At 52.1% G+C, this 18,792-nt stretch carries 14 protein-coding genes and 2 pseudogenes; all 16 read right to left on the reverse strand.

Going from position 1 to position 18,792, the window contains the following annotated elements:
* Positions 1-233 precede the first annotated feature (233 nt).
* The gene (locus L2Y28_RS12420) at positions 234-752 is read right to left on the reverse strand and encodes a hypothetical protein (RefSeq protein WP_022648387.1); all 519 of its coding nucleotides are present in this window, start codon (positions 750-752) and stop codon (positions 234-236) included.
* A 284-nt stretch (positions 753-1,036) separates the two neighbouring features.
* On the reverse strand, positions 1,037-1,243 hold the full coding sequence (locus L2Y28_RS12425) for a hypothetical protein (RefSeq protein ID WP_022648388.1): 207 nt from the start codon (positions 1,241-1,243) through the stop codon (positions 1,037-1,039).
* Positions 1,244-1,248: 5 nt separating this feature from the next.
* A pseudogene (locus L2Y28_RS12430) lies at positions 1,249-2,700 on the reverse strand (RHS repeat domain-containing protein); the annotation flags it as partial.
* 225 nt (positions 2,701-2,925) lie between these two features.
* On the reverse strand, positions 2,926-3,306 hold the full coding sequence (locus tag L2Y28_RS12435; protein ID WP_096170486.1) for a DUF6386 family protein: 381 nt from the start codon (positions 3,304-3,306) through the stop codon (positions 2,926-2,928).
* A 185-nt stretch (positions 3,307-3,491) separates the two neighbouring features.
* Entirely contained in the window at positions 3,492-3,941 is a 450-nt protein-coding gene (locus tag L2Y28_RS12440) for an SMI1/KNR4 family protein (protein ID WP_071785210.1), read from the reverse strand.
* Between the two features lie 12 nt (positions 3,942-3,953).
* The gene (locus tag L2Y28_RS12445) at positions 3,954-4,190 is read right to left on the reverse strand and encodes an HNH/ENDO VII family nuclease (RefSeq protein WP_072044418.1); all 237 of its coding nucleotides are present in this window, start codon (positions 4,188-4,190) and stop codon (positions 3,954-3,956) included.
* 159 nt (positions 4,191-4,349) lie between these two features.
* Positions 4,350-5,282: pseudogene (locus L2Y28_RS12450) on the reverse strand (RHS repeat domain-containing protein); the annotation flags it as partial.
* A gap of 665 nt (positions 5,283-5,947) precedes the next feature.
* Positions 5,948-6,424 carry a hypothetical protein gene (locus L2Y28_RS12460; RefSeq protein WP_022648392.1) on the reverse strand — a complete coding sequence of 159 codons (477 nt, stop codon included), beginning with the start codon at positions 6,422-6,424 and terminating at the stop codon, positions 5,948-5,950.
* Complete coding sequence (locus L2Y28_RS12465; protein WP_022648393.1) at positions 6,421-10,812, reverse strand: RHS repeat-associated core domain-containing protein; 4,392 nt, start codon at positions 10,810-10,812, stop codon at positions 6,421-6,423. The genes L2Y28_RS12460 and L2Y28_RS12465 overlap by 4 nt, the downstream gene beginning before the upstream one ends.
* Before the next feature lie 3 nt (positions 10,813-10,815).
* Complete coding sequence (locus tag L2Y28_RS12470; protein ID WP_022648394.1) at positions 10,816-11,256, reverse strand: DcrB-related protein; 441 nt, start codon at positions 11,254-11,256, stop codon at positions 10,816-10,818.
* Between the two features lie 207 nt (positions 11,257-11,463).
* Positions 11,464-11,970 carry a hypothetical protein gene (locus tag L2Y28_RS12475; RefSeq protein ID WP_227746611.1) on the reverse strand — a complete coding sequence of 169 codons (507 nt, stop codon included), beginning with the start codon at positions 11,968-11,970 and terminating at the stop codon, positions 11,464-11,466.
* A 1-nt stretch (position 11,971) separates the two neighbouring features.
* Complete coding sequence (locus L2Y28_RS12480; protein ID WP_022648396.1) at positions 11,972-14,554, reverse strand: type VI secretion system Vgr family protein; 2,583 nt, start codon at positions 14,552-14,554, stop codon at positions 11,972-11,974.
* A gap of 84 nt (positions 14,555-14,638) precedes the next feature.
* Entirely contained in the window at positions 14,639-15,055 is a 417-nt protein-coding gene (locus tag L2Y28_RS12485) for a hypothetical protein (RefSeq protein WP_022648397.1), read from the reverse strand.
* Positions 15,056-15,107: 52 nt separating this feature from the next.
* Positions 15,108-15,854 (reverse strand): ankyrin repeat domain-containing protein, encoded by a 747-nt coding sequence (locus L2Y28_RS12490; RefSeq protein ID WP_032622457.1) that lies wholly within the window; start codon positions 15,852-15,854, stop codon positions 15,108-15,110.
* An 11-nt stretch (positions 15,855-15,865) separates the two neighbouring features.
* The gene (locus L2Y28_RS12495; RefSeq protein ID WP_022648399.1) at positions 15,866-17,332 is read right to left on the reverse strand and encodes a hypothetical protein; all 1,467 of its coding nucleotides are present in this window, start codon (positions 17,330-17,332) and stop codon (positions 15,866-15,868) included.
* Between the two features lie 25 nt (positions 17,333-17,357).
* On the reverse strand, positions 17,358-18,791 hold the full coding sequence (locus L2Y28_RS12500; protein WP_022648400.1) for a serine/threonine-protein kinase: 1,434 nt from the start codon (positions 18,789-18,791) through the stop codon (positions 17,358-17,360).
* Position 18,792: the final 1 nt, after the last annotated feature.

Raw genomic sequence — 18,792 nt, forward strand, 5'->3', positions numbered from 1 at the left:
AGGTAAAAATTACATCGTTAAAGATGGCGACGTGATGAGCTTCTTGTTTAACGTTTGATTTGTTTTGAATGAAAAAAATCCACGCTTTGGCATGGATTTTTTTCGATTTTCACCCTGAGCGTTGAAGATGGTCAAAACAGTTGGCAACGGCTTTGTCTCGCTTAACACAAACACTAATTGGCGTGTTGAATCGATCATTGCATTATCTCAAAATGGTATGCTGAAAATATATTTTATCCTTTAGCGATCAAAACGCTTCTATGATCAGTTTCATTTTTTATCCAGAACATTTCATCTTGAGGTAACGATCCATTACTGCAAAAATCAACAAGTTCACCGTGCCAACCATCAGACACATATTCTTGATAATGCATACTCTCAACATATTCCGAATATAATTTTTTATTATCAAAGTCTATAAATAAATCCGGCATAAGTTCATATATATCCCACCAAGTTGTTTTTTGCGAAAGCCTATTATAAAACTCCTCAGCTATGTCATCCTTTTCGTATGAATAACCATCTTTAATTAAATCATCAATGAATATCTGCGCGTTTCCTTCATTTACTACTGGTATGTCATATCTTTCCTTATGGATATCCTGAAGGTTTATTTCCACCCCACTTTTCACAAAATCCTCTACCCATTTAACTCTGTCGAAGCCCCACATTTCCTTGAACGCAACGAACCAATAAAATCTTCCTTCATACTTAACTATCACAAGGAGTTCGTCATCTTTATTGATATTCATATAGTAACCTATCTTACATTCCCGGAGCCTGGAATCACTACTTCTTCAAGCCATTCTGGCCATATTGATGGTAATTCATGCGACCTACCTGGCGTAGTCGGATCCACGCGTTTAGGAGCTAATCCCCCTTGATTTAACGGATTAGTACGATAACCTGCCTGAGGTATTGCACTTTCTTCAATGAAATCCGCCATCCATTTAGGTACTTTAAAGAGACAACTTCAGCATTTCCACCTCTAATATCAAGGAAATGCTGAGCATGTGAGCTATCTCCAATATATCTGTCAACAAAAATAAAAGTAAATATCCCGTATTAAATCTCCATCAACTTCATCGACAGTTCTGGTTTTGATTTTATTAAAGTCAGCTAAAATACCTTTCACTGGCACAGTAGACTTTGATATATCATCATAAAATGCTTTTTGTTGACTTTCCGGAACATATTTTTTTATTAAAAAAACAAGATTCTTTCGTAACTCTTCATCTGTCATCACTTTTACTCCGGAATTATAGTAACACGTTCAAAAATAACAGGGTAATTTCGTTCGATTGGTAGCAACTGTAATGCCCCACCTTTACCATACTCAGGATATGCACTGGTGAAAAGCTCATATCCAGGCCCTCGACCACCATTGGCAAGAGGTACTTGCACTTGAGGTATTCCATTTTTATACAGTTGTAATGTATCAAACTCACCTAATAAACGTGCATCACTCCATGAATCAGGATTACCTTTCTCATAAAAAATTTGATAGGCGTCCCTGGCTTCATTTGCAGATTTATATTTCGTATACCCAAAATAACTTAACGGGGCTGATTTATTTTCTATTGTCTGTGGAGCATATTTGCTATCCATATAACGATATGCTGTAGAAGGCATAGTCGAACTAGGGCCACTTGGACCAACATAGAAATCAGGTTTTGTTTTACCACTACACTCACGGCTCAACCCCCACGGATCCACCCATCCCAGCGCATTCGGCGCATACTGGTAAAGATTTATCCCCCCCGCCAGCCCTATCGGGTCCTGCTGCGTAAACCGTCCGCAGTCCGGGTCGTAATACCGGAACAGATTGTAGTGCAGCCCTGTCTCACGGTCCAGGTATTGCCCCTGCATGCGCAGGTTCTGGGAATATCCTGATACCTGCGTTTCGCTTTCCCGCAGCAGTTTGCCCCAGGCGCTGTTCACCCCTTCCCAGCGCACCTGCCCTTCGCTATCCGTCATCCGCTCCGGTGTGCCGTTGGGCTGACAGTGGAACCAGAAGATTTCCGGGGCATCAACGCCGTCAATACGCGCCAGCGGATCGTAGCTGTCCTGATCGCTGTAGACGTAGGTCAGCGGCACATCCCCGTGCACTTCCTGCAACAGCCGGAACCCTTCCCAGACAAACCGGGTGGTGACCGGCCTGCCGGTTGGCTGGCCGCCCAGCATCTGGCGGCGCGTTTTGCTGATGCGTCGCCCGAGCGGGTCATAGCGGAAGCTGACCTCCGTCTGCGGTCTGTTGCGGTCCCGTGGCTGGCTGATGACCTCCGTCAGGCGGTGCTCGCCGTCGTAGCGGTAGTGCCAGCGGGTCTGGCCGTTATCCTTCTCCACGGTGCGGCCATGGATGTCATAACGCCAGCGAATGCCGTTGAGCTGCGTCAGACGGTTGTGCGTGACTTTCTCAGCAGCCCCCTCAAGCGGGTTACCGGCCGCATCCCAGCGCCACTGCTCCTGACCGGGCAGCGTGCCGTCCTGAACGAGCAGGCGCCCTGCGCTGTCGTACTGCCAGCGGTACCAGCTGAACGGGTTATCGTCCCGCTCTTCGCGGACAAGATTATTGCGATAGTCGTAATCCCAGCGGCGGGACCAGCGGCGCGGCGACGGGCGCTGGGCATTGCCGGTAAAGACGTCCCGGCGATGCAGTCGGCCAAGACGGTCGTATTCGCTGAGGGTGGTCAGCAGCCACAGGGGGCTATTCTCAGGGTGGTGTTGTTCGTTGCGAGAATATTGACAGTTTATTAAGGGAAAGGGTAAATAAGGCGCGAAAAAAAATAAGCAAGAGATGCGCAGAAGGAAGAAAGAATATTGTTACAAATGGCTACGTGATGAATTAATTGTTTAACATTTGTTTTTTTTAAATGAAATATCCACACCAAGGCGTGGATTCATTTCTGAGATAAACTCCCTCTTCTAAAGAGCTTCAGTAAATGTTGCTTTTGTAAAGGAAATTAGAACTTCTGAACTTTGCTTTTTATATTTAACTTCGTAACTACCCGACTCTAAAATAATAAGCTCACCTGATATAACATCTGAATCATCAGGTTGAAGATCGCCGTCCGTGACATCCTCTCCCGCCCCAATAACAACCTTTCCAGAAGGTACTTTCAAAAATAGCGCCCCGGTATATTCATCAACATCATGTTTAATAAGGACTTTATAGACACCATCATCTCCAAGATTGAGAAATAATACATTTCCTTTATTTATTTCTTCAACTTCATTTTCTGGAAGACTCCACCACTCTGCATCATCGTTAACTCTATGTTTTAGTGAAACTAAATCATAAATGATACTGTTGCTGTATTTGTTTGGAAATGTATTATTTCATACTTAATTTTCAACATTTAATCACTTAACATATAATCAACAACCGCTATTTAGAAGCAATAGAATACGTACAATAAGGTCCAAATTCTCTCCTGGACCTTATCAGCTTGGGAAATGCTCATGAATACAATTGGCATTCATTCCACTAATCACGTCCGCAACTTAACATAATTATCAAAAAATTCAGAAAACGAAGGGCTTATGGTGTTTGTCGTATTCTTGGAAAATAGGTCATAATTAACAACCCTTCCAAAACCCTCACTGCCTGAATCTATACACCAGCAAACTTCATCATCTTTTAGATATATAACAGAATAATTTTCAGGAAGTGAAAATTCTTTACGGCAATATATTGTATCGTAAAAAACAGCACCTCCTGACTCTTCAAGAGCATTATTATTCACTATTCCTGAAATCTCCTCTCCAATCACCCCTCCGCCACCAACCAAAAGTAAAAACTCTCGAAAATCATGAGGGAGTTTAATGCCTAGGTTATCTTCAAGTGAATCAATCTGTTCTATATCAACTTGACCTAACCAAAAAACTTCGTCTGTCGCATTATTGTTCAAATATTCAATTGCAGTTTTGATAGTCATCATTTTTACACCCTATTAAAAATCTAATGCTCTCAACTTCCAATACGCACTTCTGAATCTATTGTACTGTCTATCAAGTTCAGGAGTATTTCTAAAACTACCACCGTTCTCGATTAATCCATGCAATTGCTTATGATACAGCTTATGCGTAGATGAAAGAATTTCCACCATTGGTCCAGGTTCTTGTCCAAGAACGTGATGAAGATTGACTTGTTTTCCATCTGTGCCAATCGGAGCATAGCCATTTTTCATAAAATCAACGTTTGTCCAACCATCCTTAAATTTCGCTTTGATTGAAGGATGAACTGACGTATGAACTGACTTAGGAACCCCAGGATGTATATCAACAGTATTTTTATAAAATGTACGTCCCAGAATTGTTCCAAGCTTATATTTACCTGAGGATGAACATCTACTCAACCCCCAAGGATCCACCCACCCCAGCGCATTCGGCGCATACTGGTAAAGGTTTATCCCCCCCGCCAGCCCTATCGGGTCCTGCTGCGTAAACCTTCCGCAATCCGGGTCGTAATACCGGAACAGATTGTAGTGCAGCCCTGTCTCAAGGTTCAGGTATTGCCCCTGCATGCGCAGGTACTGGGAATATCCTGATACCTGCGTTTTACTTTCACGCAGCAGTTTGCCCCAGGCGCAGTTGACCCCTAACCAGCGCACCTGCCCTTCGATATCCGTCATCCGCTCCGGCGTGCCGTTGGGCTGGCAGTGGAACCAGAAGATTTCCGGGGCATCAACGCCGTCAATTCGCGCCAGCGGATCGTAGCTGTCCTGATCGCTGTAGACGTAGGTGAGCGGCACATCTCCATGCACTTTCTGCAGCAGACGGAATCCTTCCCAGACAAACCGGGTGGTGACAGGCTTACCGGTTGGCTGGCCGCCCAGCATCTGGCGGCGCGTTTTGTTGATGCGTCGTCCGAGTGGGTCATAGCGGAAGCTGACCTCCGTCTGCGGTCTGTTGCGGTCCCGCGGCTGGCTGATGACCTCTGTCAGGCGGTGCTCGCCGTCGTAGCGGTAGTGCCAGCGGGTCTGGCCGTTATCCTTCTCCAAGGTGCGGCCATGGATGTCATAACGCCAGCGAATGCCGTTCAGCTGCGACAGGCGGTTGTGCGTGACTTTATCAGCAGCCCCCTCAAGCGGGTTACCGGCCGCATCCCAGCGCCACTGCTCCTGGCCGGGCAGCGTACCGTCCTGAACCAGCGGCGCGGCGGCGGGCGTTGGGCATTGTCGGTAAAGACGTCCCGGCGATGCAGTCGGCCGAGACGGTCGTACTCGCTGCGGGTAGTCAGCAGCCCTGGGTCGGCAGTTCTCTCGGTGGAGTTCGTCGCAGGCATACTGACAGCCTGTCAAGAACAGGTGAACAAGGCAGGAAGGAAGCTGACAAATGCGTGCCAGAGGGAATGATTACATCGTTAAAGATGGAGAAATGCTGAACTTATTGTTTAACGTTTGGTTTGTTTTGAATGGAATAAATTACTGCTCTTACGCCGTCTTACGCAGATAAAACTCAAGATATTTTTTAGGTCTATCCTGAAAGGATGGTATTTGCCGTAGTTATAAGTATCGTTGAAATATTTATCCGTTTCCTCGAATTGATTGAACTCATAACAGACCATGTCGAGTTCGATTAAGGATGCCATGTCTATACCCGATCCACGGGTCCGCAATGTTGTCTCTCCCCATTTCTTTGCCTTAGCATATCCGCGAGATTAAAATATAGACTTTACATGCAGGCAGAGAACCGGTTGGCCAGCTCCCATTCGAGCTTTGGCTCAAGTAGAGCTTGCCGGTTTTTTTTGATATGGTTCTTAAGTCTCGACGTATTTTTTATCATCGTGAAACTTCAACAAAGGAGGCAATTTCAGATTCAATTTTAGGGTTTCCAAGGTCTTCCATGGAACAATGCTTCATGATTGAAAACTCTGGTATTGTTGATCCGCAACCCTTGTTGGGGCCTGCTGCGTTCCCCTATAATTCTCAATATATAGTAGATTTTAATCTTTCCATTCTATATATATCCCGCAATCAAAAGATCTTTCATTTGATTGCACTGTTAGCTCACCCCATTGAAAGTTCCATTTAACTCCATAAGGGGGGGTGCTTATCTTTACCATTTTCTTTTTCGAGAGTTTATTTTGAATCCAGTCTGTCAATCGTTTTTCTTCATCTTTAAGGTTTTTTAACGATGCTCTAAGCTCCCAATCTTTAAGTGTTTGATAAAAATTGCCATCTTTACTTGTAAGAAAAAGAGATGAATTGAATGAAAAAACAGCTGGTCTAAACTCCACAATAAAGTTCTGTCCTTCCCATTCAATATCATCTTTCGCAAAGTAAAACTTACCTATCCTAGTGAATTCAGAATGGGTTTTGTAAAATTCAGAAGAAGTAAAATTTTCAAAAGAACTAAGTTCAACAGTGTAGCCATCAATTTTAACGATTCCATCTTTAAAATCTAATGTCATTTTTTTCATATATCTATCACTTTACCAGGAATTAATTTACCACGTGCTTCTTCAGGTATATAAAATTGCATCCCTCCACCTTTCCCGTATAGCGGATTCGCATTAGCACGACCATTAGCAACAAATATATCTTCAGAAACATAATATGCCCTAACTTTTGTTCGCAATGGGAAATCTGGATTAAGTTTCACCTGTAACGCCTCATGATATCCTAATGAATCACCTTTATATTGCCTAACTGTAGGATGAGTTACGGTATATGCAGGTAACTGATCACCATTTGGATGTAATGCATAGAGGATTGTTCCTTTTTTAAGTGTTCTGTTAGAGTAACTGTCGATTCCTTTATAATCTTTATTATTAGGGCCTTGCCATTGGGTCGCTTCTTTAGAAGGATCCTTACATTTACGGCTCAACCCCCACGGATCCAACCACCCCAGCGCATTCGGCGCATACTGGTAAAGATTTATCCCCCCCGCCAGCCCTATCGGGTCCTGCTGCGTAAACCGTCCGCAGTCCGGGTCGTAATACCGGAACAGATTGTAGTGCAGCCCTGTCTCGCGATCCAGGTATTGCCCCTGCATACGCAGGTTCTGGGAATATCCTGATATCTGCGTCTCGCTTTCCCGCAGCAGTTTGCCCCAGGCGCTGTTAACGCCTTCCCAGCGCACCTGCCCTTCGCTATCCGTCATCCGCTCCGGCGTACCGTTGGGCTGACAGTGGAACCAGAAGATTTCCGGGGCATCAACGCCGTCAATACGCGCCAGCGGGTCGTAGCTGTCCTGATCGCTGTAGACGTAGGTCAGCGGCACTTCTCCGTGCACTTCCTGCAACAGGCGGAACCCTTCCCAGACAAACCGCGTGGTGACAGGCTTACCGGTTGGCTGGCCGCCCAGCATCTGGCGGCGCGTTTTGCTGATGCGTCGCCCGAGCGGATCGTAGCGGAAGCTGACCTCCGTCTGCGGTCTGTTGCGGTCCCGTGGCTGGCTGATGACCTCCGTCAGGCGGTGCTCGCCGTCGTAGCGGTAGTGCCAGCGGGTCTGGCCATTATCCTTCTCCACGGTGCGGCCATGGATGTCATAACGCCAGCGAATGCCGTTGAGCTGCGTCAGACGGTTGTGCGTGACTTTCTCAGCAGCCCCCTCAAGCGGGTTACCGGCCGCATCCCAGCGCCACTGCTCCTGACCAGGCAGCGTGCCGTCCTGAACGAGCAGGCGCCCTGCGCTGTCGTACTGCCAGCGGTACCAGCTGAACGGGTTATCGTCCCGCTCTTCGCGGACAAGATTATTGCGATAGTCGTAATCCCAGCGGCGGGACCAGCGGCGCGGCGACGGGCGCTGGGCATTGCCGGTAAAAACGTCCCGGCGATGCAGTCGGCCAAGGCGGTCGTATTCGCTGCGGGTGGTCAGCAGCCCCTGCGTACGGCTGGTTTCACGATGGAGTTCGTCGCGGGTAAAGTCGGAGACCGACAGCTTATCAAGGGCAATGCTGAGCAAATGCCCGCTGCCGTAGTAGAATTGTTTCAGCTCCCGGCCATCGGGCAGCGTGACGGAGGTGCGGTTACCGAGGGCGTCATACTCCCACGCCAGCTCTCCGTGTTCGCCCGTTTCGCGCGTGACGCGTCCAAGCGCGTCATACTCAAACACAAGCTCCTGCTCGGCTTCGGCGCTCCAGGCATCGGCTGAAAGCGCAGGATGCAGTCCAATCCGGCTCAGAAGGCCGGACGGGGTGTAATGGTAGCGGGTCTGCCATTCCGGCGTGGTGCGGGCGACCAGCTGGCCGCTCGCGCTCCAGGCGAAGGCATGGGTAATGGCCTCCGGATGTCCGGCGGCAAAGGTGCGCGCTATCGTACGCCCGCAGGCGTCGTAGCGATACTGCGAGGCCACGCCATCCAGCCCCACCTCTTCCAGCAGCAGCGAGTCCGCACCCCAGCGGAACTGATACGCTTCGCCGTTTTCGTTTTCCAGGGCAATCAGACGCCCGCGGCTGTCCCAGCGGCGACGCACCTCTTCACCCTGCGTATTACGGGTGGCGGTTAAGCGTCCTGCCTCGTCGTATCTGAACTCGCTCTCTTTCCCGTCGGCGCCCGCATGCTTCACCGGCAGGCCACGCGCGTTCCATTTGAGCGACTCGGTCCAGCCTTCCGGGCGGTCAAGCTGCACCGGACGCCCCGCGGCGTCGTAGCGGTAACGCGTCTCTTCGCCGTCGGCGCTTATCTCAGCCACCAGCCAGCCCAGCGGATGATAACGGTATTGTGTCACACGGCCCGAACAGTCCGTAACACGCACCATCTGCCCGGCCTCGTTGTACTCCTGGTAGCGGCTGTTGCCGGCGGCATCAACTTCTTCCACGACCTGACCAAACTCGTCCCGACGAAGCAGCGTGGTCTGCCCCATCGGATCCACCACGCACTTCAGCCCGTGATGTTCGTCATACAGGAAACGGGTGGCGCTACCGTCGGCTTCGATGATGGAGGCCGGAAGCGCACGGTGCTCCAGCCAGGTGGTGGTGCGGGTATTGCCGTCGGCGTCGATCTCCTGCACCCGGTTACCCATGTCGTCATAGACGAAGGTAACGGCATTACCGAGCGGATCGATGCGGCGCGTGAGGAGTTCGTTGTCATCCCACTCGTAGCGCCAGTTCTCACCGCGCTCGTCAACGTAGCGAACAATCAGGTTTTGCGCGTTCCAGTAATGCTTTCGCGTCTGGCCGTCGTAGTGATCGACGGTCGTCAGCCCGGCGGCTAGATCATAGCTAAAGCGACAGCCATCGCCGGTGCTGGTGCGGTTTTCCACCACGCGCCAGTGGTCGAATTTTTGCCAGCGGTATTCACTCTCCAGACCGCCCGGCAGACGGTGCCAGACCATCAGGCCATCATCGTTATAACGGTATTCACGGGTTACCACGCCGGAGGCATCCGTTGCGCTGGCCAGCTGGCCGCGCACGTCGTACCCCCACTGCATCAGCGGCCATGTCTGGTTGCCGTCAAAATGGCTCGCCGAGGTAACGCGCTGCGGGAAACGTTCATTTTCATAACGCAGGGTGACATCGATCGCCCGCGGCTCATCGTGCAGACCGACCAGCCGCCCGTGTTCATCCCATTCTGTCAGCAACGCGTTGCCGTACTCGTCGCTGAGGGAGGCCAGGCGCAGGATGGCTGGGTTGGCGCGGGTCGGTTTATACAGACGCCACACCGCGCCGTCATCGTCGGCAATCGCCACGTCGCCGCTCTCATTGCGGCGGATGATAATGCCTTCGCTGATGCTGTAAAACGCGCGGTCGACCGGCGGCAGTTCAAAGCTCAGCTCGCGCCCGGTTTCATCGAACCAGGTGGCGTTGTTTTCTTCCAGCGTCAGATAGCTGTCAAAGGTGGTAGCCCAGCCCAGACCAAACAGCCCTTCGCGGGTGGTCAGGCTGTTGTAGCTGCGTTGCCAGCGTAGCGGAAAGCGCCCCGGCAGCGAGAAATCGAGTTCGTCGTCGTCATTCAGCACCTTCACGCCGGTAGCGGCGTGAACCGGGTGCGAGGAGCCGAACACGGCGTTGACGGCCATATCGGCCAGCATCCCGCCCCCGGCAGCAGCCAGCGCGCAGGGCATGTTTTTCAGGATCTTGCCCGGACGCCCGCGCAGCAGGGAGAGCGCAATCATCCCCAGCGCCAGGCCCGGCGTTTTGCCGCTTTTAATATCGCGGACCGTGAGGGTGTCGCCGCCGATGATCACGTTCGGGGAGACGTCGTCGGAAACGGTGCCTTCGCAGGTGGTGCGATCTTTTGCACGCACCGCGGGCTGCCCGTTGATAAAGACGCTTTTCGAGCCTTCCGCCAGATACTGCGGCCCGGAGTGTTTCTCGCACGCCACCTTGTCTTCTTCCAGCGGCGAGGTCCCGGCAGCGGCAGAGGCCACGCTCGGCTGCCACATTTCGCTGCCGAACTGTCCGGCAGCGGAAAGCAGCATGCCCGCGTAATCGGCAAAGCTGCCCGGCGACTGCGGCTCAGGGGAAGGGGTATCGGCGGGCGTCAGCGTGCCTGCCGCGCGCGCGGCGGGGATTGCGTTGGTGAGAACGTTATTTGAACCGGTGGTGATCTTACCCGCAGGCGACGGCGGAAAAAGCGCGTTGCCCAGCCCTTCAGCAGCATTGCTGATATCGTCGGTGATCCCCGCGACGTTCGCCAGAACCCCACCAATAATGCCGCTCAACAGACAGCTGGATCCAATTGCCGCCACGCCTGCCGCTGCGGCCCCGGCTCCCAGCAGTGGGGCCGCGACGGTCGCTGCCGCGCCCACCGCCGCGCCAATCACCGCATAGGCAGCGCCTTCCGCCACAATGCTGGTAATATCAGCAAAAATGCTGGAGTGAATAATCTCGTCGCCCTTACGGGCCGCGTTGTTATCGCTCATGCCTTACACATTCCGGTTGTCGTTTAGCGTCAGACTCTGCTTCAGTGCGCTCCAGCGCGCCTCGTCCTCTTCCGTAAAGGCTTTTAAGGCCGAGAGGGTAAAAATCATCAGTACCGGTTTGCCCGGCGTCTGCACGGCCAGCTGTTTTTGCCACAGGCGCTGGCCGTTACGGTCAAAGGTGGTCTCAACTTCCAGTCCGCTAATGTTTCCGTCTGGCCCGGCTTTTACGTGCTGAAATTCGCTCTGGGCGATCTCCCCCATCTGAGGGCGCAGGACTTCCCACTGACGGTGGAACTCTTGTTCGTAATCGCTACCATCCGGGATGACGCCGCGGCTGACCACTACAGATAACCCGCTTTCGTCATCGCGAATAATGTTCATGCTGTTATCCTGCCAGGCAGCAGGGAAAAGGGAAAACGAACCTTCCTGGAGGGTGTATTTCATAAGTGAACTCGGGATGATATTAGAAAAATAAGATTAAAAGCGCTAAAGTTTATACAGCCAATATTAATTACTGCTTAGCGACTCAGAGGGACAAGATCATTACAACGTTAGCACTTTCTTTTTTTTCCGCAAAAACTTTAGGGGCAGCGATATTATTGGCCGTTTGATAATTATCTTCTTTCACAGCCCGTAAAGTTGCCTCGCAACTTAATGTTCGTAGCGTGACATAACTACCCTGCTCAGGCATTCCTGATTCAGAACTGGAAAGCTAAATGCCCATGCCAGCCCGCGTTCATCGGTAGGAGTGCGATATCCAACTGATTGTCCCGGCGTGTTTCCGCGAGGGATATTAGACAATTTCAGATCTGGAAAATGAGATTTGACTTGTTCAAGAGTAATACATGGTTGATTAATTACGAAAGAAACCAAAGATACGCTGTTATCGCCATTTCCCCATAAACGAACATCCACATCGCTGATCCGTGTGCCATCAGTTAACGTAAAGGGAGCTGAAGTATAACGGTCTTCTTTCTCCTGTGTATTATTAATCAGCGGTTGGTTAAACAGTTTACTGACATCCTCAACTTGTTTACCCCACACTGATTTCATTTCTTTGATCATTTGCCACAACGAATCTTGATTCATTTTATTATGCCCTGCATAGGTAAATGCTGAAAATAGTGGAAGAACAATGAGGAATGTAGCTTTAATCATCCTACTTTCCATAGAATCCTCCATAGTAATCATTATAATTTAAATTAGTCCCTGAGGCTATTTCGCCTTTACCATACACTTTTCCTATTGCTTTGGCTGCATCAATGCGAGATAACTCACCGCTCACCATTTTATCATATGCAGAATTATATGCTTTTAGGTTTTCGGCACTTCCCGCTATATCAATATCAATACCGCCGTTTGCAAGGATCTCGCGTTGTATTTTAATGTTATTCAGCGTTGCTCCACCTTCATCCATAAGCTGGCTGTTGATGAAGTTTTCCTTACTCGAAGAATCTACCGCAACAGGATAAGTTGCATGCCCTGCCTCATGTGCCAGAGTTTGCACAGTTGTGGCTGTATCCTCCATGTGTTCAGGGTCCATGACAATCAATTTGTTATTTGTATCAGCGTAACTCCCCCCTCCTGCGGCTCCCGGCTGAATAGCCCACCCTTTATCTTTTAGATCTTTTAATTGTGTCTGAAGCGTTGGTGACTTATTGATTTCCCTAACTACATCTTCACTGAAGGGCATCACATCAGAGTTGTAGGAATTATTTTGATAAACGTAACTCCCTTTTAATGGTGGAGCTGCTGCAAATTTTGTTGTTGGTTTTGGTCTGGATGCTGCTGGCGCTGAAACTGCGGGAGCCGGATTCTTAGCACTTTTATTTGGAGAAAACTTCTCCTGCACCGCCGCATCAATATCCCCTTTATGCCCCGATCCCGGTGCCGTTGTGCCCGGCTTGGTTCCCGAGGTATTCAGATGCAGCTTACCACCCGTGGTGATATACCCATCTCCCTCAACGAAAAAGTTAAATTCTTTGCCAATCAGGTTAATTTTGCCGTTAGCGTTAAGCTCAATAGCACTCTCACCCGAGACCAGCCGCAGCTTCGTCCCGGAAGCAATGACATACTGCTCTACCGCTGCATCCAGCTTGCCTTTTCCCGTCAGGATCTCGGTTCCGCCTTTCACGGCCTGGATCTGGTTCGCTTCAACACGATGCAGCTCATTTTTCTTCACGTAATGGCTGCGCGCCCCCCCGACACTGTGCGTTTCATCATTTTTAACGCTGGTGTCCATATTACGCTCGGCCTGGATCCACACCTGCTCTGCGCCCGCCTTGTCCTCAAAGCGCAGGGCGTTGGCGTTGTCCACGGAACCGTCTTTCGTGCGGCTCATAAAGCCCATCTGCGTTGCCGCAGCCGGCAGCGCCCACGGCGGCATGCTGGCTTCGTTATACACGCGGCCGGTGATAATCGGTCGGTCCGGGTCACCGTTGATAAAGTCCACCACCACCTCATCGCCGACGCGCGGGATCTGCACCCCGCCGTAGCCCTGGCCCGCCCAGGCGCTGGAGACACGCACCCAGCAGGAGCTGGTGTCGTCACCCTTCGCCAGACGGTCCCAGTGGAACTTCACCTTCACACGGCCATATTTGTCCGTCCAGATACTCTCCCCCTGCGGCCCCACGACTTTCGCCGTCTGCGGGCCGTAGGTACGCGGCCACGCCGTGCTCTGCGCCGGACGGTACGACACTGACGCCGGGATAACGGTGAAATCGGTGCGGTGAATGGTTTCCCCCTCGCCGCTCGCGTATCGGTTCTCCTCGAAGTGGTAACCCGTCGCCGTCACCAGATACTCACCGTTGTCGCTGAAGAACGGCGCGTTGGTCAGGGTAAAGATGTGGCCCGGCGCAATGCCCGCCGCCGTGGCCGTCGCCTGAATCTGCTGATGCTCCACCTGCCAGCGCTCCTGACGGATACGGGCGTAGAACTCCGCATGGCCTGTCTCCACAAAGCGCCCCGGCCAGTCGTACACGTCGATGCTTCCCGGTTTCGGTGACGCCGGGTTCTGCTGCGCCTGGAACAGCCACGCGTTCGGCTTGCGGAAGTCGTAGTCGTCGAGGCTGTAAATCCCCGGCGTCACGCTGTCCTCCAGCGCCCACTGGCTGATGCCCTCTTCATCCGTGCTGCCGCCGGACGGCGTCTGATGGTAAGGAATGACCTCATAGCCGCTGAACGGCTGATGCTGCGTCGCGGCGTCGGTCAGTACCAGGGTGTGCTTGTCCGCTTCGTGGCTGAAGTGATACGCAATCCCCTCCAGCTCCATCAGACGGCTGATGAAGTCCAGGCTCGACTCCTGATACTGCACGCAGTAGTCCCACACCCGGTAGCTGCCGGTGAGTTTGTCTTCAAGGTTAACCTGATGCTCACCCAGCAGGGTTTTGACAATCTGTGGTACCGTCTGGCCCTGGAAAATCCGCAGGTTACGGTCGCGCTTCATCGGCCACAGGTCCGGCTCCACCGTCAGCTGGTAGACCGCATAGCGGGTGCCCGTCAGCTCCACGGCGCTCACCGCCACGCGCGTCACCTTACCGTTGATATAGCGGGGGGTAAGCAGGTTCTGGGTGGGGATGGTCACCGTGACCGGCTGACCGAGCAGCCTGCTGCGGTCAATGCGCGCATCCGTGCCGAGCAGGGTCAGCGTCAGCGCGAACGACTCCGACATCGCCTCGCGGCCGGAGAGTTTCCAGAAAAGCAGCCCCTCAACCGGGAGCTGAACGGTAATTCGGTTGAGCATAATCTTTATTCCGTAATGGTTTATGCTGAGAGTATTTTTAACGCAAGGTTTTTTTAAACGTGAATGTTCTGGTTGTTGGCCGTCTTACTCTTTAACCGGGGGCCATTCCCCTTCATATTTATAAATCCACAGGGAATAGATTTTCAGAAACTCTGACAAAAAGAACAAAAAGCCATTTAGCCAGACATTCATCACGCCCGTGAAACTTAACACCAGGGGAAAAAGGGAAACTGAGTAGCGAAATCCAACCAGACGCAGTATTTCCTGGTAGAGCGCCAGTCTTCTCGCGTATAAATTCCGGGCGAAGAAGCACCATGCTGAGGCAATAAAAGAGAGCAACAACAAGAAATCGAGAATAAAGAAAAGAATAACCAGAGCGCTATACCCACCAGCAGACAGCGTGTTCACAACCGTACTGAAGGCGTGTATATCGGAAATAAAAGGGATTCTGTCATGTCGCACGGACTGGGCACAATAGAGCACAATGGCCAGGGCATCCATGCATCCCCAGAAAACGAAAACCTTATCTCTGGCGTTCATGACAGTTGAGCAATCACTTAACCGGCGCGGGTGGCCATTCGCCCCCCTTCTGGATGAGCTTCTCTTTTATTTCGTTTAATTTCTCGTATTGCTCACTGCCTCGGTCAAGTCCATTCAGCGCGTCCTCGAGCGCATTGCTCATCGACCAGCCATTTTTGGCCTTAATTGACGGATCCGCTCCCCGATCGAGCAGCAACAAGACATGATCGTAAGCCTGGTTATCCAGCGCATCAAACACCAGCGTTTTACCCAGTGAGTTGGTTGAGTTGACGTCAGCACCGCGATCGAGCATGGCTTCCAGCGTCTCTGTATTTTTCGCTTTAAGCGACTGGAAGACGATCGGTTCGTGGAAAACCTTATCTTTCACGTTGGGTGAGAGGCCACCGTCCAACATCGCGTCGATCCAGTCCGCACTGTCTCCCTTTAGGGCAAATTCAGCAGGACTGCTTTTTCCCTGCGGTCGAGGCTGGAGCGGATCTGCGCCATCCTTAACTAGCAACGTAATCACCTTTAAATGGCTCGACGTTTTTTTATCATTAATTGCGTTGCCAAGGGCCCAGAAAAGCAGGGTCATATCCTGCTTTCCTGGTTGATTAAGGTCGCTGTCTGGCGCAAGCGTCTTCACCGCATCGACGTCGCCTTCCTCAATCGCTTTCGCCAGTTCAAGCTGCTGGCCGCTGAAGTAGTCCTGTGGATTAAGGTCCATATCCTGCTTACACCCCTGAATCATGAATAAAAAACATAACGCGACAAAAGCCATCAACCCTTTTTTCACAATCGACTCCCGATTATCGAAATATCCTCATCCTTCTGTTGCTCTATGCAATCAATCGCTTGATTAATTCCGTGGCGGTCCAGCGCGCTTCCGGTTCCACCGGGAAGATCATGGGGTATTCCGGCAGCATTAGGGCTCAGCGCAGAGATTTCCTCTTTGAGGATCCACGAAGGGACATGCCCTTTCATCGTTTTCAGATCTTCCCAGGGGTTAACTTCCTGAATCTTCGTCAGCAGTTCACCTTCAACCCGATACGCCTGGATATTATCCGTACTGCCTAATATCTTACCGCCGTATTTTTCTACGGTTCCGGCATTGAGGCCGGCGGCGTTAAACGTCCACCCCGCTTTCCCGCTGCCCATAGAGGTTGCAGAGGCGAGACCACCGCCAAGGGAATGACCGGCAATATCAATATTCTGCCCTGACCTTGCCAGCTCCTTACCGATACTCACGGCCTTTTTATAATAATCTGAAGCCATACCCATGCCCTGTGAGAAGTTATTCGACCAGTCAGCCCCGTTTACCACCGGCGCCAGTTCCCCTTTGGTCAGTAGAGAGGAGACATTCTCAGACAGAGAGGCGAAACCAGGCTCGCGCGATCCCCTGAATACCAGCGTGGGGTTCATATCTGCACCAAACACTTCCGGCTTCGGTTGATAGACGCGCGCCAGAAAATTGGGGGACGTATCATCGTCAAAGAGCATGGATTTGTTCAGCCCGAACTTTCCTAACAGCGCATCGTCATTACTGATATCTGTCCATCCCTCCGGCACGTCCGGTGTGGTTTCGAGCGGGTTCACGGTCTTATAAATATTTTCCGCAAGCTTCGCTTTTTCCACCGCGATATTATTCGCTGCCAGACGTTTTGCGGCGATCTGGGCATCCGGATAAAGGCTATTGCTCCCCTTCGCAATCAGATCCTTACGCGCCTGCCAGCGTTCTGCTTTGGTCATCTTCTGAAGCTGCCCGGCATAGGTTTTACCGTCCTTGCCGGGAGTAGGTTCATCCGGCACCTGTGCCGTTTTAGATTTCACTACCTGTTTTGGCAGTACCGTTGGCGCAGGGCGAGATCCGTACGTTCTCACCATGGTTTCGTAGCGGTCAACAATCGTACTCACCGGATACCAGCCCAGGCCGACCAGCGAGGCAGCCTGGAGTTGCCCTTTGGCGTTGATATAAAAAATTTCCGTTACTGATGACCAGTCACGAAAACTTTCGTCAATGGCAACCACTCTGCCCATCTCTAAATCCTGCGCGATCAGCGTGCGGGTATTGCGCCCGGACTGATAAGGATTCGCACCGGTGATCGTGCGCAGCAGATCGTAGCGCGTGAAGAGCGAGCGCAGCGAATGGTCGGGAACCGACATAATCCACTGTCCGGCAACGGACGGGCGGATTATTTTCGCAAACAGCGCTGGCGAGACGTTCTCGTGGAACAGATAGACAAACTTGATGTTATACATTCGCTCCGTCCTGTTACCCGCAGGCTTACGGATTCACCAGCCAGGTGCCTGGCTTCGCAATATCCAGCGTCTGGGTACGCGTTCTTCCATTGCCTTCCAGTTCAATGCGGGTCTCGCCTGCAGGCAGTTTCAGCGATGCGTAACCGTTATTGCCCGGACGCAGCGCTTTCGGCTCGCCGTTCACCTTCAGCGTCTCGCCATCAAGCATGCGGATATAGACCAGCGCGACCGGGCTGGCGTCGACAGGCGACGCACTCTGCTGCGCCGTAGCAGGTGGCGCTACCGGCTCGCTCACGTCGGCCGTTGCCGGTCTGGTTTCCGCTGCGGCGGAGTTTTCAGCCGGAGGGCTCACGGCAGGGGTTTGCGCCGTCTGCGCTGGCGTTTCCTGGCTGCCGCCGCCGAACAGCATCGCACCGGCAACCACCCCAACCAGCACGCCCGCGGCCACCAGCCCCGGAAGCTTGTAACGTCGCCAGTCCAGCGCGGAAGCAGATGTCTCCTCTTCCACCGGCACCAGCATCGTGCCGGTCTTCTTCGCGGTCAGCACCTCGTCGATACCGGCGACGGGCATCTCGATCAGCGCCGCAAACTCCTCGATAGATTGCGGACGGTCTTCCATATGCAGCGCCAGCGCCTTGTCGATGGCCTGAAGCAGCGGAATGGAATACCCCTGCGGCATCAGCTCCACCAGTGGTTTGCAGGTGTCCTGAATCGAACGCACCACGCTGACCGGTGGCGGAGAGCCGACGATGAGGGTGCGCAATACGGCGCCGAGCGCGTAGATATCCGTCCACGGCCCCTGCTCGCTTTCATTGTCGTCGGTATACTGCTCGATAGGCGCAAAACCCGGACGCAGCATGGTTTCCGTCTCATCCGAGAGATTACCGATGGTGCGGCGCGCCGATCCGAAATCGAGCAGCACCGGCAGGCCGTTATCCTGAATCTGAATGTTATCCAGCGAGATGTCGCGGTGCAGGTAGCCCTCATCGTGGATCGTTTTGATGGCGCCGAAGAGCATTGGCAGCATGCGGCGGATCCACGCCTCGTTAATCAGCTCCGGTTTCTCTTCGCGCAGACGCGACAGCGTGGTGCCGCTGTAAAACAGCGTCCCCATATAGGCCGTGTCGTTTTGCACCCAGAAGCGCAGCACGTGCAGCAGGTTCGGGTGGTTAAAGCGCGCCAGCAGGCGGGCTTCCTGAATGAAGCTATTCAGACCGGCAGAAAACGCTTTGCCGAAGCGCTCGCTGCGCAGCACCAGCGTCATATCCTCGCCGCGCACGGCGAGGGAGGAAGGCATAAACTCTTTGATAGCGATAGTGCGTTCGAGCTGGTGATCCCAGGCGCGATAGACGATGCCGAATCCGCCGCCGCCAATCACCTCTTTTATCTCAAACTCATTGAAACGGTACCCGACCGGGAGCGCGTTTGGGACAGTCCGATTGTTATCATTATCCGTCATC

The organism is Enterobacter sp. JH25 (genome assembly GCF_021725435.1).
GTDB classification, from domain to species: Bacteria; Pseudomonadota; Gammaproteobacteria; order Enterobacterales; family Enterobacteriaceae; genus Enterobacter; species Enterobacter intestinihominis.